Raw genomic sequence first — 13,940 nt, 5'->3', positions numbered from 1 at the left:
ATGAACGACCAGCCCAAGCCCCCCCTCCCCAGGGAGGGGACGCGACGAGTGCATGTCGGCGGCGTTCCCGTTGGCGGGGGGTCCCCTGTCACGGTTCAGTCCATGTGCACCACGAAGACCGATGACGCCGCCTCCACGCTTGCCCAGATCGGCGATCTTGCGAAGGCTGGCTGCGACATCATTCGCGTTGCAATCCCCAATGCAGCCTCGCTCGACGGCTTCTCTCGCATCTGTGCCGAGAGCCCGCTTCCCGTGGTTGCCGACATCCACTTCGACTACCGTCTTGCCATCGAGGCAACGCGTCGTGGGGCGGCGGCCCTGCGCATCAACCCGGGGAACATAGGTTCCTTCGAGCGAGTGGACGCCGTCATCGATGCCGCGGGGGACGCCCACATCCCCATCCGCATCGGGGTCAACGCGGGGTCCCTCGACCCCGCGTTTGACGACAGGCAGGACTTGAGCCTGAGCGAGAAGCTCGTCGCCTCCGCCAGCTCCTTCGTAGAGCACTTCGAGGGACGGGGCTTTGCGGACATCGTCCTCTCGGCCAAGGCGCACTCCGTGCCCATCACGCTCGAGACCTATCGCGCCCTGGCAAGGGAGCTTCCTCAGGTTCCCCTGCACGTTGGCGTCACGGAGGCGGGGACCCTGCGTCAGGGTACCGTCAAGAACTGCGCGGGGGTCGGCATTCTTTTGGAGGAGGGCATTGGGGACACGATGCGCCTCTCGCTCACGGCAGACCCCGTCGAGGAGGTCAACGTGGCCTGGGACCTCCTCTCGGCCTTGGGCATGAGGAGGCTCAGGCCCGAGCTTGTGAGCTGTCCCACCTGTGGCCGCTGCCAGGTTGACCTCATCAAGATGGCCGAGGAGGTCTCTCGTCGCCTCGCTGACGTCCGTGCCCCCATCTCCGTTGCCGTCATGGGCTGCGTGGTCAATGGCCCTGGAGAGGCTCGAGACGCCGACCTGGGCGTTGCCTGCGGGCACGGCCGTGCCGTGCTCTTCCAGGAGGGGAAGAAGATTCGCAGCGTTGCCGAAGAGGAGGTCGTTGACGCGCTCATCGACGAGATTCACTCTCGCTTCGAGTAGGCTTGCTCCCAGGAGGCGTCTGCCCCTGACCGCATTGAGGCCTCTCTTGCGTGAGGCTAGGTTTACCATTGACGTTCGCATGCAACTCTTGGGGCTTCGCCCCGAGCGAGGTTGGAAGGATTTGACGTGAAGACTTATGCCAAGATGTCAAGGCTCTACGCTCCCACGCTCAAGGAGGACCCTGCCGACGCAGAGCTGGCAAGCCACAGGCTGCTGCTGCGTGCGGGCATGATCCGCAAGGGCGCGTCCGGGCTCTATAGCTACCTGCCGTTGGCGTGGCTATCCATCGCCAAGATCAAGTCCATCATCCGCGAGGAGATGGAGGCCATCGACGCACAGGAGATGCAGGTTCCCATCCTGACCGACGCCGCCCTCTGGCACCAGAGCGGCCGCTGGGAGGTCTATGGCCCCGAGCTGATGCGCATAGACGACCGCCACGACCACCCCTATGCCCTTGGCCCCACTCATGAGGAGTCCTTCACGGACCTCGTGCGCAACGAGCTGAGGAGCTACAAGCAGCTCCCCGTCACGCTCTATCAGATTCAGGACAAGTTCCGCGACGAGCTCAGGCCTCGATTCGGCCTCATGCGCGGCAGGGAGTTCATCATGAAGGACGCATACTCCTTCAGCGCGACCCAGGAGTCTCTGCAGGAGTGCTATGACCAGGAGAAGGACGCCTACGCCCGCATCTGCGAGCGTGCGGGCCTGCGCGCCCTTCCCGTGGTCGCGGACTCCGGTCAGATCGGCGGTGACACCTCGGTCGAGTTCATGGCGCTTGCAGACTCTGGCGAGGCCGAGCTGGTCTACTGCGACTCCTGCGGATTCGCGGCGGATACCGAGGCGGCCGCCTCGGTCATAGACATTCCCGAGGGTCCCGGGAGTGGCGAGCTCGAGAAGGTCGCGACTCCCGTCGAGGGAACGCTCGAGGCGCTCGCCTCCTTCCTGGGGGTGGAGCAGGGCGCCTGTCGCAAGTCCGTGGCCCTGGTCGCTGAGGATGGGGGCCTCGTGCTCGCCCTGCTCCCAGGAGACCACGAGCTCAATGACGTGAAGGCCGAGCATGCCTTTGGGCATTACGCGATGATGTCCGCCAACGAGCTTGAGCGGGCAGGGCTGGTTGCGGGCTACATGGGGCCCATTGGTGCCAGCAAGGACCTGCGCATCGTCGCGGACGTCTCCCTCAAGGGCAGCGTCCGCTGGACCATCGGGGCAAACGAGGAGGGCTTCCACTATCTCAGCGCCCGCCCCGGCCGTGACTTCGAGGTGGACGAGTGGCTCGACCTTGCCGGCGCGCGGGAGGGCGACGGCTGCCCCAGGTGCGGAGCGCCCCTCAAGTCGGCCCGCGGCATCGAGGTCTCCCAGGTTTTCCAGCTGGGCACCAAGTACTCCGAGGCCATGGGGGCGACCTTCGCGGACGAGGACGGTCGCGAGAGGCCCTTCCTCATGGGCTGCTATGGCATCGGCGTCTCTCGCATGCTCGCCGCGGTGGTCGAGCAGCACCATGACGGGCAGGGCATCTGCTGGCCTGTCTCCGTTGCCCCCTATGAGGTGGAGATCGTTCCCCTGGACGTGAACGACGACCTCGTCTGGCCTGCCGCGGTCGACCTGGCTGAGCGGCTCAGCCAGGCGGGGATCGAGGTCGTGCTCGACGACCGCAAGGAGCGCCCGGGCGTCAAGTTCGCGGATGCCGACCTCATGGGCTTCCCGTTCCAGGTCGTCTGCGGAAAGAGGGCCGTCAAGGCCGGGAACGCGGAGCTCAAGGTTCGAGAGACGGGCGAGCGCAGCGACGTTGCGCTGGACGAGCTCGTCGAGCTCTTGGCCGAGAGGGTCAAGTCCCAGCGCATCTAGGCCCATGGCAATCTGATCGCCTCATGCGAGGACGCCCCCTCCCAAGGCCTCATGGGAGGGGGCGTCCCATGGTCGGGACCCTTGCCCGAGAGGCGCTATCCCAGGGCCACGTCCAGCGCCATCATGAGGGTGAAGCCGAGTGCGAACATGAGGACTCCCACGTTGCTGTGCTCTCCCTCGCTCATCTCAGGGATTAGCTCCTCCACCACCACGTAGATCATGGCCCCTGCGGCGAAGCTCAGCAGATAGGGGAGAAGCGGGGTTACGGACCGGGCGGCAATGATGGTGAGCACGGCCCCCACGGGCTCTACGACACCCGAGAGAAAACCCCCAAGGAACGACCTCGTGCGACTCGCGCCCTCGGACCTTAGGGGAAGGGAGATGATGGCCCCCTCAGGAAAGTTCTGGATGGCAATGCCCAGGGCCAGCACGAAGGCTCCTGCGGCAGTCACGTTCGAGTCCCCCGTAAGCCAGCCTGCATAGACGACTCCCACCGCCATGCCCTCCGGAAGGTTGTGCAGGGTGACCGCGAGCACCATGAGGGTCGTTCGCTGCAGCCCGCTCTTGACGCCTTCGGGCTCTCTGTCGCCCTCTCCAAGGTGAAGGTGGGGGATGATGGCGTCCAGCAGCTGGAGGAAGAGTATGCCTGCCCAGAACCCAACCACTGCGGGGATGAAGGCGAGGCGGCCCATTGCGGCGCTCTCGTCCATGGCGGGCACCAGCAGGCTCCAGATGGACGCCGCAACCATGACCCCCGCAGCAAAGCCCGTGAGGGCCCTCTGCACCATTCGGTCAAGCGAGCCTCTCATGAAGAAGACGGTCGCCGCACCAAGCGTGGTTCCCAGAAAGGGCACGAGGATGCCCCATGCGACGTTTGCATCCATGCGTAACCCCTAAGGAAGTCCGTCAGGCCTTCTCCTGCGCGTCCGCAAGCCTGCGAGCGACGAGGAAGATGGCGATGGAGAGGGCAAAGGCAACCACGGCAACGATGAGCATGAGGACCACGGCCGCAGACGAGGCAAAGAGGAGCACTGACGCCGCCATGACGAGAAGGGAGCATATTGCGGCGACCCTGCTGACCTGACGCGCGTTGGACGGGACGTTTGCCAGCATCGCCCCGCGGATGCCGAGGAAGAGGGAGACGAAGGCGCAGGTCGCGCAGGCCCAGGACGTTTCCGCCAGAGGGTTCTGCGCGAGAAGGAGAACCCCAAAGGACATGGAGGCGAGGCCAAAGACCAGGTCGGCGAGACAGAGCAGCTTGAGGGCCTTGTGGTCACCGGTCATGATGACTCCTTTCATGCTGTGTTGTGCAACTCAACTAGTGTAGCCGCAGGTGGGTCACGTTAGTCAGATGCGTCGGGCAATAAAAAAGGCCGTCGGTTTTCCGACGGCCTTGCGAGTTCATGGTGGGCGATGCTGGATTCGAACCAGCGACCCCTTCCGTGTGAAGGAAGTGCTCTACCCCTGAGCCAATCGCCCTAGCGCGTGAGCTATCTTATCAGAATATCTGACGCTGTCCAGTGAAATTTGAGAAGCATGTGAAAGCCGCGGCTGAGGCCGATGCCAGGTCCGAGGACAATTCTTCGAATTGTCGCTTGACCGCAGGTCATGGTTTGCTATTATGTCTCTCGCACCAACGCACGGGGAATTAGCTCAGTTGGGAGAGCGCATGACTGGCAGTCATGAGGTCAGGGGTTCGAACCCCCTATTCTCCACCATCGCATGTGATGCCCGGTCCTGATGGACCGGGCTTTTTTGCATCTTTCCACGCGGAGGCTGGGGCGGATGGACGACAAGTGGCTCTATCGGACGGCAAGGGGAATCGCCCTCTCGCTTCCCGAGGCACAGCCATATGTCTTCGCCGAGGACTGGGAGGCGGCGCGCGTGTGCGGCAAGTGGTTCATGCTTGCGAGCGACCACGGCGGGATGCTGGTAAACCTCAAGGCGGCCCCGGGTGACGTTCGGGCCCTGGTGGAATCCTTCAACTGCATCGAGCCTGGCTATCACATGAACAAGAGGCATTGGATCAGCGTCAGGGCAAAGGATGGCCTGGACGAGGACCTCCTGCGGTCCCTTGTCATCAACTCCTATCTCCTGGTGCGCTCGGGACTTCCCAAGGCATCGCGACCCCATCTTTCCGATGACTGAGACGTCAGGCAGGTCGCCTCGTCTAGGACCTATGGGAATTTACCGTCAGGCAGAATTCGGGCTTGACGAGAGGTGGGCGTCTGCTATTGTTTCATACGCACCAACGCACGGGGAATTAGCTCAGTTGGGAGAGCGCATGACTGGCAGTCATGAGGTCAGGGGTTCGAACCCCCTATTCTCCACCATGGACACGAGGGCGGCGGCATGAGCCGTCGCCTTTTTTCAAGGGCCTATGGCGCAACGGTTAGCGCAGGGGACTCATAATCCCTGGGTTGGGGGTTCGAATCCCTCTGGGCCCACCACATGAACCGGCAGGCCAGATGGGCGAAAACCATCTAGCCTGCCTTTTTGTCTGGCTTTGACCTGGCACGTCTCCCTGTTTTTCGCGAGCACGGCAGGGCATGTTGCTTGTGGGTATTGATGCCCCGCCGCTCGGCACGTGCGGTCCCATTTCGTATACTGATGGCAAAATAGAGACACCATCCTGCGGAGGGATGCGCTTGATCGCACTTGCAGACAAGATATCCAAGTCATTCGGCGGCCGGGTCCTGTACTCGGCCGCAACGCTGCAGCTCAACGCCGGCGAGCGCTGGGGCCTCGTGGGTCCCAACGGCGCCGGGAAGACGACCCTGCTCAAGATCCTCATGGGACAGGAGAGTGCCGACGAGGGCAGCATCAGCTTCGCGAGAGACGCGAGCATTGGGTACCTGGAGCAGGAGACCAAGCTCGCGGGACACGCGAGCGCGCTGGCCGAGGTGGTCGAGTCCGCCCGCGAGATCAAGGGGCTCGAGGCGGACATCAAGGAGATGGAGCATCTCATCTCGGTCACCGAGGAGGGGCCGGACCAGGCAAAGCTCTTCGAGCGCTATGCCAACGCCCAGGACCGCTACGAGCGCCTGGGGGGCTACGAGCTCGAGGCGCGGGCGCGGCAGATACTTGGGGGCCTCGGCTTTCCCGTCGAGGACTTCGACAAGCCTGCCGCAGAGTTCTCCGGTGGCTGGCAGATGCGTATCGCCCTCTCAAAGCTCCTGCTGAGGCATCCGGACCTGTTGCTGCTCGACGAGCCAACCAATCACCTTGACCTCGAGAGCGTCAAGTGGCTCGAGGGCTTCCTGGCCGGATACGACGGTGCCGTCCTCCTCGTCAGCCACGACCGCTCGTTCATGGACGCCTGCGTGAGCCATGTCGCCTCCCTCGAGAACAAGCGGCTCGTGACCTATGTGGGCAACTACTCGAGCTACCTGAGGCAGAGGGAGGACAACCTGGAGCAGCTGCGCGCCAAGAGGGCGGCGCAGGAGCGAGACATCAACCACATGCAGGTCTTTGTGGACAAGTTCCGCTACAAGCCCACGAAGGCCAAGCAGGTGCAGGAGCGCATCCGCCGAATCGAGCAGATCCAAGGCGAGCTCACGGTGCTCCCGGAGTCCTCCAAGAAGGTGCACTTCCGCTTTCCGGAGCCCCCGCGCACGGGGGACATGGTCGTGGCGGTGGAGAACGTCACGAAGAGCTATGGCGACAACCTCGTGTATGAGGGAGTTGACCTCAAGCTGTATCGCGGTGACCATGTCGTGCTCGTGGGGCCCAATGGAGCGGGCAAGTCAACGCTCATGAAGCTCATCAACGGGCACGAGCGTCCCGACAGGGGGCTCATACGCCTGGGCCAGAACGTGACCCAGGCGTACTACGCCCAGCATCAGCTCGAGACCCTCAACGAGGGAATGACCGTGCTGCAGGAGATGGACGAGGCGGCCCCCGGCTGGACCAGCTCGGAGGAGCGCAGGCTCCTGGGCGCCTTCCTGTTCCATGGGGACGACGTCGACAAGCGCGTCGGCGTGCTCTCGGGTGGCGAGAAGGCTCGTCTGGCACTGGCCCGCATGCTGGTTGCCCCAGATCCCCTCCTGTGCCTGGACGAGCCCACCAACCATCTGGACATCGACTCCGTTGACGTGCTCGAGGAGGCCCTGATCAACTTCCCCGGCACCATCGTCCTCATCAGCCATGACGAGCATCTGGTGCGAGCCGTGGCAAACAAGGTCGTTGACGTGCGCGACCACAAGGTCAGCGTCTATGACGGGGACTACGACTACTACCTCTTCAAGCGCGCGGAGCTCGAGGCGCGCGCGAGGGGGGAGGAGGTTCCTGCCGCAGGGCCTGCGGCGAAGTCGGAACCCTCTTCGGCTGAAGGTCCCGCAGGCGAAGACGCTCGGCCCTCAGGCAGAAACGTAAAGACCAAGGAGCAGCGTCGGGCGGAGGCGGAGGCACGCAACGCGGCCAACAGGGCCGTAAGGGAAGAGCGCAGGAGGCTCAAGCAGGTGGAGGCTGCCCTCAGGCCCGCCCAGGCCCGCTACAAGGAACTCATGGACCTCATGGCGTCGGAGGAGCTCTATGCCAACGCCGACGAATTCGATCGCTGCATGAAGGAGTACACGTCCCTTTCCCAGAAGATCCCGTCACTCGAGGAGGAGTGGCTCGAGCTGACGGAGCGCATCGAGGAGGCGGCACATGCCTAGCGTGAGAGAGGGGAGCCCTTGGGGAGAGCCGCCCCGTGGGAGCGCTTCCACGCTCAGACGGCCCCCGCAATTCCACGACAGCCCTCAGGTTGCCGTTCCCAGCCCCAGGCAGCAGCCCTTCGCTGCCGCGGACGGGCGTCGCGGGGGCGATGTCGCAGGGGAGTCCCTCCTCCTGAGACGGCTCGAAGCGCGCCTCCTGGGCCTGCTGGCCCTCGCGCTTCGCCTGGCCGCATTGCTGCTGGCGTTTCTGGTCTGCGCAAACGCCCTGGTAACCGGATCGCTGCGTCTCCATCTCCTTGGGCTCACGGGCCTGGCCGGGAGGATCGAGCCCGCGGCCCTCTCGGGCGTCCTTGTGGTCCCCACTCCCTTTGGCGGCGCCCTCAGGGGCGACTTCGTCATTGCGTCTATCATATTGTTCATCTGCGATTGGCTGCTGTCGCGTAGGTCCGCAGCCATGAGAATGCGCTAGGAGCACCCCTTGAACCCCTTTAACCTTCGGGTCTACACCGTTGTGGTTTCCATCGTCGCGGTCATGTTCTCCGCCGTGGTGCACGAGGTGGCACATGGCTACGTCGCCTTTAGGCTGGGTGACCCCACCGCCAAGGAGGCGGGCAGGCTTACCCTGGACCCCCGCGCGCACCTCGACCCCTTCGGTTCCTTCGTCCTGCCCATGATCATGGCGTGGCTCAACGGGCCCGTGTTCGCCTTCGCCAAGCCGGTGCCCTACAATCCGTCTCGCCTTCGAAACCGCAGGCGAGACGAGGTTCTCGTGGCCCTGGCAGGGCCCGCCTCGAATATCTTCCAGGCCGTGCTGGGCGGCATCGTCTTCGCCCTTCTTCTCCGTCTCTACGACGGCGCCTATGGGCCCCTCTTCTGGCTTCTGCGCTTCGTGTCCACCTACGTGTATGTGAACTGCGTACTTGCGTTCTTCAACCTCATACCCCTGCCTCCGTTGGATGGGTCCAAGATCGTGACGCCCCTCCTTTCCGGCAAGGCGCTCGAGCGCTACTACCAGATGCAGCGTTACTCGATGCCCGTGCTGCTCGTCCTGCTCTATGCCCTTCCGTACCTCCTGCACTTCAACCCGCTCGGGGTATATCTCAACGTCACTGCCGGTGGCCTGGCGGACCTCATCCTGGGCATGGGGGCATAGCCTTGTCGTACAGTGTCAGGACACAGGCGTATTCGGGACCCTTTGACCTGCTCCTGCAGCTTGTCAGCCGGCAGAAGCTCGCCATCGGCGCAATCTCCATCTCCGCGGTGGCAGACCAGTACCTCGAAGAGGTGGAGTCGATGGGCGCGCTCGACCTGGATGTTGCCAGCGACTTCGTTCTGGTCGCCTCCACGCTCCTGGACATGAAGGCACAGGCGCTCGTCCCGGACCATGCCGCGAGGGGGTCTCAGGACGAGGGCGACGAGGACGAGCTTTCAAGTCTCACCCCGGATGAGGCGCGAGAGGTCCTCATCGCCAGGCTCATAGCATACAAGCAGTTCAGAAACGCCGCCGCCGCCCTGTCCAGCCGCATGGAGGCGGAGGGCCTCATGGAGGGCCGCAGCGCTGGGCCGGACCCGGAGTTTCTGGGCCTCATGCCCGACTACCTCCAGGGGATCACCCTGAGGTCGCTTGCCGTCATCTGCGCCGACCTTGACAGCAGAAGGGAGTCGCTCCTGCTGGAGGCCGAGCACGTCGCACCAAAACGGCTTCCCATCGCGCTTACCGTCGCGAGCGTTGACCGGATGACGAGGAGCAAGCCGCTCCTGACCTTCTCCGAGCTCCTTGGCTCGGACTTGAGGGCAGAGGCCGTCGTGGCGACCTTCCTGGCCATCCTTGAGCTCAGCAAGAGGGGGGCGGTGACCCTTGCCCAGTCTCAGGCCTTCGGCGAGATTGACATCGCCCGCGTGGAGGGCGCGCCCGCCTTTGAGCTTGACGGCTCGGAACTTACCAGCATCGAGGAGGATGCCTGATGCGTGACCTGGACAGAATCGACGAAAACTCGCTCAAGGGTGCGCTGGAGTCCCTGCTCCTCGTGTCAAGCGACGCCGTTGCGGCGGCAGAGCTCGCAAAGGTGCTGGGCGCGGCCCCTGGCGAGGTGTCCTCGGCGCTGGCAGAGCTTTCCGCCGAGTATGCTGACACGAACCGCGGGTTTCAGCTGCGCGAGGTCGCCGGCGGGTGGAGGCTCCACACCCATCCCGCCTATCACGAGCAGGTTGAGGGCTATGTCCTCAGCTGGGACACGCGCAGGCTCTCCCAGGCCGCGCTCGAGACCCTTGCGGTCATCGCCTATCATCAGCCCGTCACCCGCGAGGGCGTGAAGGCGGTGCGAGGCGTGAGCTCGGACGGGGTCATCTCCTCGCTGCGTGACAAGGGCCTGGTGAGGGAGATGGGCCACGAGGGCGACCGCAGCCGTGCCACCCTCTACGGAACGACGAGGCGTTTCCTCGAGCAGTTTGGCCTGAAGTCCTTGCGCGACCTTCCTCCGCTCGAGGACTTCGCGCCGGACGAGGAGTCGAAGCGCTTCATTCGGGAGCGTCTCTCCGGCAGGGCAATCTCCTCTACGCTGGAGGAGGCCTCCCAAGACATCGACGACGAGAGGGAGCTGCTGGGTGGTGACTATGGAGACGAGCGGTAGCCTCGGGCACGGGTGCACCATGCGCCTCCAGCGCTTTCTCGCGCGTGCTGGCGTTGCCAGCCGCAGGGGCTCCGAGAACCTCATGACGGCAGGACGCGTGCGCGTGAACGGGAGGGTGGTAACCGAGCTGGGGAGCAAGGTTGATCCCGAGCGAGACGTGGTGAGCGTGGACGGCAGGGTCTACGCGCTCTTTGACGCGCACGGTTACCTCATGCTCAACAAGCCCTCTGGTTACGTGACCACCATGAGCGACCCCCAGGGGAGGCCCTGCGTCGCCTCTCTCGTGCCGGTCGACCGCTTCCCAGGGCTCTTTCCCGTGGGTCGCCTTGACGCGGACACGACGGGCCTCCTGCTCTTCACCACAAACGGGGACGTCGCCAATCGGCTGCTGCATCCCTCTTGTCACGTGTGGAAGCACTACCTCGCCCTTGTTCGGGGCGTCCCGGGCCCCCTTGAGCTCGAGCGTCTCCGCAGGGGCGTGGTGCTGGACGATGGCGCGGCTCTTCCGGCCGAGGCGAGCGTGCTCTCGCAGGGCGACCCGCGCGTCTCGAGCGTGTGCCCCGGAGGGATTCCAAGGAGTTGCGCCGTTGTGGGCTTGCGCATCAGGGAGGGGCGCAAGCACCAGGTGAAGCGCATGCTCAAGCATGTTGGACACGAGGTCCTCAGACTTCACAGGGACCAGTTTGGCCCCCTTCGCCTCGAAGGCGTGGACGAGGGCGCATGGAGGCTTCTCGAGCCGGGCGAGGTCGGCATGCTGGAGGAGCTTGGCCAAAAGGAGGCGGCCCATGCCCGCTAGGCAGCAGGTCCTTCTCATGCGTCACCCCCAGACCTTCGCCAACACCGAGCACTTCCTCTCCGGGCGAAAGGACGTGGAGCTTACTCAGCTGGGGGTCTCGCAGATGTATGAGGCCATTGGCGCCCTCGCCGCCTGGCGGCCAGACCGCATCTGGTGCTCTCCGCTCGCGCGCTGCCGCGCCATTGCGGAGGAGGTGGCGGCGGCGCTCGGCTTGAGCTGCGAGGTACATGAGGAGCTGGCAGAGATCGAGTTTGGCTCGGTGCAGGATTGGACCCATGAGCGCCTCGTTTCCGCAGGCTATAGCTTTCCCTGGCCTTTCGATGACGCAGGGCGCTCCCTCCCTGCCCCAGGCGCCGAGAGCTTCGAGGAGCTTGTCGAGAGGGCCCGCCTCGTGCTCGACGAGCTGAGGCCGCTCTCGGGCAGGACTGCCTGCATAACGCATGGCGGCTTCACCAGGGCATTGATCGGCGCTGCTCTTGACACACCGCTCACGAGCTTTTGGAACCTGCAGGTGCGAAACGTGAGCTCTCAGATCATGTCGTGCGATGGAAGGCGATTTGCCCTGGAGGCCCTGGGGCTCAGGCCCGAAGAACTTAGGCTCAGGTCTGCCCGCGCGCCGCTCGACGAGGACTTTTGGAGTGATGTCAGATGATCGTTGCCATAGACGGGCCGGCTGGGTCGGGCAAGTCAACCATTGCCCACGCCATCGCCGCACGCCGAGGGCTCACGCTGCTTGACACCGGCGCCATGTACCGCTCGGTCACCCTGGAGTGCCTCCGGCGCGGGGTGGACCTCGATGACCATGAGGCGGTGTCCCGCGTTGCGCGCGAGGCGCGGATCCAATTCGGCCAGGCGGCGGACGGAAGCCAGACCACGGTCCTCGACGGGAGGGACGTCTCGTCTGAGATCCGGAGCCCCGCTATCGACCGGAGCGTCTCGAAGGTCGCCGCCATTGCGGGGGTGCGCGCCGCGATGGTCGAGGGCCAGCGCAAGCTTGCCCAGGGCGGAAACGTGATCGCCGAGGGCCGTGACATCGGTACCGTGGTGTTTCCTCACGCCGACGTCAAGGTGTTCCTGACGGCAGACCCCGCCGCAAGGGCCCATCGAAGGGCCGTGCAGCGCGGGGACGAGGGCGAGGGGGAGCAGCAGATCCTCGCCGACATAATCAGGCGCGACGAGGCGGACTCGAGGCGGGAGCAGTCTCCTCTCAAGCCGGCGGCGGACGCCCATCGCATAGACTCGTCGACGCTCGGCATCGAGGAGGTCGTGGCAAGGGTCTGCCGACTCATGGACGAGGCGCAGGCTGCCGCCAGGCCTGCGTCGAAGATGACCGTCGCTCCCGCCCGCGACCGCCTTCGCGCCTTTGGCTGCAACACCCTCGACGACTACTACGATCATGGCATGCGGGACTTCCCGCTGCCGTCCCGCCTGCTTTTTGGATTTGTCGTCTGCGTCGTGGGGGGCCTCACCAAGCTGCTCTGGCCGTGGCGTGTGGAGGAGGGCGCCCTTCTCTGGCGCGAGAGGCGCGGGCGCGTCATCGTGATGAACCACGTCTCGATCCTCGAGCCCATCATCGTGGTGGTTTCGATGTGGGCCCACGGCCTGCGGGTTCGCCCCATCTACAAGAGCGAGTTTGACAAGAGCGGGATAGTCAGCTGGTTCTTCTCGCGAGTTGGCGGCATCCCCGTCGTGCGCGGAACCGCAGACATCAAGGCCGTCCGCAGGGCGGAGCGCGCCCTCAGGCGCGGGGAGTGCGTGCTGATCTTCCCCGAGGGCACACGCGTGCGCTCCGACAGCCAGCCCGTTGAGATCCATGGCGGGTTCGCCCTCATGGCACAGCTCGCAAAGGCCCCCGTCCAGCCCATGGCCATCGTGGGCGCGCGGAACATCTCTGTCGAGGGGCGTCGCATCAAGCGGCTTGGGCGCGTCTGGTGCAAGGTCGGTCCCTGCATCGAGTTCTCGGAGCTCGACGCGAGGGGTCGCAAGGCACAGTCTGCCGCAATGGAGAGGCTGGCGATGGAGAGGGTCTACGCCCTTCGTGACGAGCTCAGGCGCGCCCACCCCGGGAAGGACTGACCATGTCCCGGACCAAGGTGCTGGTGGCGCAGGAGGCGGGGGCCTGCTATGGCGTGAACCGCGCGCTTGACATGGTGCGCGCAGCCCTCCGTGACGCAGATGGCCCGGTCCACACGCTCGGGCCGCTCATCCACAACCCCAGCGTGGTGCAGGAGCTCGAGCGCGAGGGCGTGGATGTGGTGCAGCATGCCGAGGAGCGGCCTGGAGGCACGCTCCTCCTCAGGACCCATGGAGTGACCCCCGATGAGGAGGAGCTTGCCAGAAGAAGCCACAACCTCGTCCTTGACGCCACCTGCCCCTTCGTGGTGCGTGCGCATCGCGCGGCTGAGCAGCTTACTCGTGAGGGCTACCAGGTGATCGTGCTTGGCGAGCCGGGGCATCCCGAGGTGGAGGGAACGCTGGCCCATGCGCCCGGCGCCCGCACCGTCTCCTCGCTTGACGACCTTGGCCGGCTTGTGATGGGTCGCCGCGTGGGGGTCGTGGTGCAGACCACCCAGTCGCGCGCGAGGCTGAGGCGGCTGGCGGCAGAGCTCATAGGGCGTTGTGAGGAGCTCAGGATCATAGACACCATCTGCGAGGCAACCACCCTGCGGCAGTCGGCGGCGGCAAGCCTGGCCGAGAGGTCGGACGTAATGATTGTCATCGGTGGCCGCAACTCGGCAAACACGACGCGCCTCGCGGAGATCTGTCGCGAAAGCTGCGGGCGCACCCATCACATAGAGCTTCCGGTCGAGCTTGACCCAAGCTGGTTCGAGGGTGCGCCTGTCGTCGGCGTCACTGCCGGCGCGTCCACGCCTCAGCAGCAGATCGACGAGGTCGTCCTCGCGATCAGGGAAATGGTCGGCGAGTAGC

Annotated in this window: 14 protein-coding genes and 4 tRNA genes; 15 read left to right on the top strand and 3 right to left on the bottom strand. The window is 64.9% G+C overall.

Annotation, left to right across the window (positions count from 1 at the left end):
- Together ispG and CZ375_RS03830 are read left to right on the top strand one after the other, a co-directional pair.
- The gene (gene ispG, locus CZ375_RS03835) at positions 1 to 1,083 is read left to right on the top strand and encodes a flavodoxin-dependent (E)-4-hydroxy-3-methylbut-2-enyl-diphosphate synthase (protein WP_077597975.1); all 1,083 of its coding nucleotides are present in this window, start codon (positions 1 to 3) and stop codon (positions 1,081 to 1,083) included.
- A 126-nt stretch (positions 1,084 to 1,209) separates the two neighbouring features.
- Positions 1,210 to 2,928 carry a proline--tRNA ligase gene (locus CZ375_RS03830; RefSeq protein ID WP_077597974.1) on the top strand — a complete coding sequence of 573 codons (1,719 nt, stop codon included), beginning with the start codon at positions 1,210 to 1,212 and terminating at the stop codon, positions 2,926 to 2,928.
- Between the two features lie 95 nt (positions 2,929 to 3,023).
- On the opposite strand, the gene CZ375_RS03825 is transcribed toward CZ375_RS03830, so the two are convergent.
- From CZ375_RS03825 to CZ375_RS03815, 3 genes are all read right to left on the bottom strand, one after another.
- Positions 3,024 to 3,812 carry a ZIP family metal transporter gene (locus CZ375_RS03825; protein ID WP_077597973.1) on the bottom strand — a complete coding sequence of 263 codons (789 nt, stop codon included), beginning with the start codon at positions 3,810 to 3,812 and terminating at the stop codon, positions 3,024 to 3,026.
- A gap of 22 nt (positions 3,813 to 3,834) precedes the next feature.
- Positions 3,835 to 4,212, bottom strand: a complete 378-nt coding sequence (locus tag CZ375_RS03820; RefSeq protein WP_077597972.1) for a hypothetical protein — start codon at positions 4,210 to 4,212, stop codon at positions 3,835 to 3,837.
- A 120-nt stretch (positions 4,213 to 4,332) separates the two neighbouring features.
- A tRNA-Val gene (locus tag CZ375_RS03815) sits at positions 4,333 to 4,407 on the bottom strand.
- A 163-nt stretch (positions 4,408 to 4,570) separates the two neighbouring features.
- On the opposite strand from CZ375_RS03815, the gene CZ375_RS03810 reads away from it, so the two are divergent.
- The 13 genes from CZ375_RS03810 (at position 4,571) to ispH (ending at position 13,939) form a co-directional block, all read left to right on the top strand.
- Positions 4,571 to 4,646: transfer RNA gene (locus CZ375_RS03810), tRNA-Ala, on the top strand.
- Positions 4,647 to 4,713: 67 nt separating this feature from the next.
- On the top strand, positions 4,714 to 5,076 hold the full coding sequence (locus tag CZ375_RS03805; protein WP_077597971.1) for an MmcQ/YjbR family DNA-binding protein: 363 nt from the start codon (positions 4,714 to 4,716) through the stop codon (positions 5,074 to 5,076).
- 109 nt (positions 5,077 to 5,185) lie between these two features.
- A tRNA-Ala gene (locus CZ375_RS03800) sits at positions 5,186 to 5,261 on the top strand.
- Between the two features lie 41 nt (positions 5,262 to 5,302).
- Positions 5,303 to 5,378, top strand: a tRNA-Ile gene (locus CZ375_RS03795).
- 198 nt (positions 5,379 to 5,576) lie between these two features.
- The gene (locus CZ375_RS03790) at positions 5,577 to 7,586 is read left to right on the top strand and encodes an ABC-F family ATP-binding cassette domain-containing protein (protein WP_077597970.1); all 2,010 of its coding nucleotides are present in this window, start codon (positions 5,577 to 5,579) and stop codon (positions 7,584 to 7,586) included.
- Complete coding sequence (locus CZ375_RS03785; protein WP_077597969.1) at positions 7,579 to 8,055, top strand: hypothetical protein; 477 nt, start codon at positions 7,579 to 7,581, stop codon at positions 8,053 to 8,055. The genes CZ375_RS03790 and CZ375_RS03785 overlap by 8 nt, the downstream gene beginning before the upstream one ends.
- Before the next feature lie 9 nt (positions 8,056 to 8,064).
- Positions 8,065 to 8,739: a site-2 protease family protein gene (locus tag CZ375_RS03780; protein WP_234966848.1), complete on the top strand. Its 675-nt coding sequence runs from the start codon at positions 8,065 to 8,067 to the stop codon at positions 8,737 to 8,739.
- Between the two features lie 2 nt (positions 8,740 to 8,741).
- Positions 8,742 to 9,551 carry a segregation and condensation protein A gene (locus tag CZ375_RS03775; RefSeq protein WP_077597968.1) on the top strand — a complete coding sequence of 270 codons (810 nt, stop codon included), beginning with the start codon at positions 8,742 to 8,744 and terminating at the stop codon, positions 9,549 to 9,551.
- Positions 9,551 to 10,216, top strand: a complete 666-nt coding sequence (gene scpB, locus CZ375_RS03770) for an SMC-Scp complex subunit ScpB (RefSeq protein WP_077597967.1) — start codon at positions 9,551 to 9,553, stop codon at positions 10,214 to 10,216. Before CZ375_RS03775 ends, scpB begins: the two co-directional genes overlap by 1 nt.
- Positions 10,200 to 11,012, top strand: coding sequence for a pseudouridine synthase (locus tag CZ375_RS03765; RefSeq protein WP_077597966.1), 813 nt, complete (start codon positions 10,200 to 10,202; stop codon positions 11,010 to 11,012). Before scpB ends, CZ375_RS03765 begins: the two co-directional genes overlap by 17 nt.
- Positions 11,002 to 11,664: a histidine phosphatase family protein gene (locus CZ375_RS03760; protein WP_077597965.1), complete on the top strand. Its 663-nt coding sequence runs from the start codon at positions 11,002 to 11,004 to the stop codon at positions 11,662 to 11,664. The genes CZ375_RS03765 and CZ375_RS03760 overlap by 11 nt, the downstream gene beginning before the upstream one ends.
- Entirely contained in the window at positions 11,661 to 13,088 is a 1,428-nt protein-coding gene (gene cmk / locus CZ375_RS03755; protein ID WP_077597964.1) for a (d)CMP kinase, read from the top strand. The genes CZ375_RS03760 and cmk overlap by 4 nt, the downstream gene beginning before the upstream one ends.
- A gap of 2 nt (positions 13,089 to 13,090) precedes the next feature.
- Complete coding sequence (ispH, locus tag CZ375_RS03750) at positions 13,091 to 13,939, top strand: 4-hydroxy-3-methylbut-2-enyl diphosphate reductase (RefSeq protein WP_077597963.1); 849 nt, start codon at positions 13,091 to 13,093, stop codon at positions 13,937 to 13,939.
- The last annotated feature ends 1 nt before the right edge of the window (position 13,940 follow it).

The organism is Olsenella urininfantis, assembly GCF_900155635.1.
GTDB lineage: Bacteria > Actinomycetota > Coriobacteriia > Coriobacteriales > Atopobiaceae > Olsenella_G > Olsenella_G urininfantis.
Note: the sequence above shows the minus strand (reverse complement) of the source record. Positions and strands in the feature narration are given on the sequence as shown.

Bases quoted from the DNA above. Each gene is read 5' to 3' on its own strand.
- CZ375_RS03825 (WP_077597973.1), bottom strand. From the start codon at position 3,812: ATGGATGCAAACGTCGCATGGGGCATCCTCGTGCCCTTTCTGGGAACC.
- CZ375_RS03785 (WP_077597969.1), top strand. From the start codon at position 7,579: ATGCCTAGCGTGAGAGAGGGGAGCCCTTGGGGAGAGCCGCCCCGTGGG.
- CZ375_RS03805 (WP_077597971.1), top strand. From the start codon at position 4,714: ATGGACGACAAGTGGCTCTATCGGACGGCAAGGGGAATCGCCCTCTCG.
- CZ375_RS03820 (WP_077597972.1), bottom strand. From the start codon at position 4,212: ATGACCGGTGACCACAAGGCCCTCAAGCTGCTCTGTCTCGCCGACCTG.
- cmk (WP_077597964.1), top strand. From the start codon at position 11,661: ATGATCGTTGCCATAGACGGGCCGGCTGGGTCGGGCAAGTCAACCATT.
- CZ375_RS03760 (WP_077597965.1), top strand. From the start codon at position 11,002: ATGCCCGCTAGGCAGCAGGTCCTTCTCATGCGTCACCCCCAGACCTTC.
- CZ375_RS03765 (WP_077597966.1), top strand. From the start codon at position 10,200: ATGGAGACGAGCGGTAGCCTCGGGCACGGGTGCACCATGCGCCTCCAG.
- ispH (WP_077597963.1), top strand. From the start codon at position 13,091: ATGTCCCGGACCAAGGTGCTGGTGGCGCAGGAGGCGGGGGCCTGCTAT.
- ispG (WP_077597975.1), top strand. From the start codon at position 1: ATGAACGACCAGCCCAAGCCCCCCCTCCCCAGGGAGGGGACGCGACGA.
- scpB (WP_077597967.1), top strand. From the start codon at position 9,551: ATGCGTGACCTGGACAGAATCGACGAAAACTCGCTCAAGGGTGCGCTG.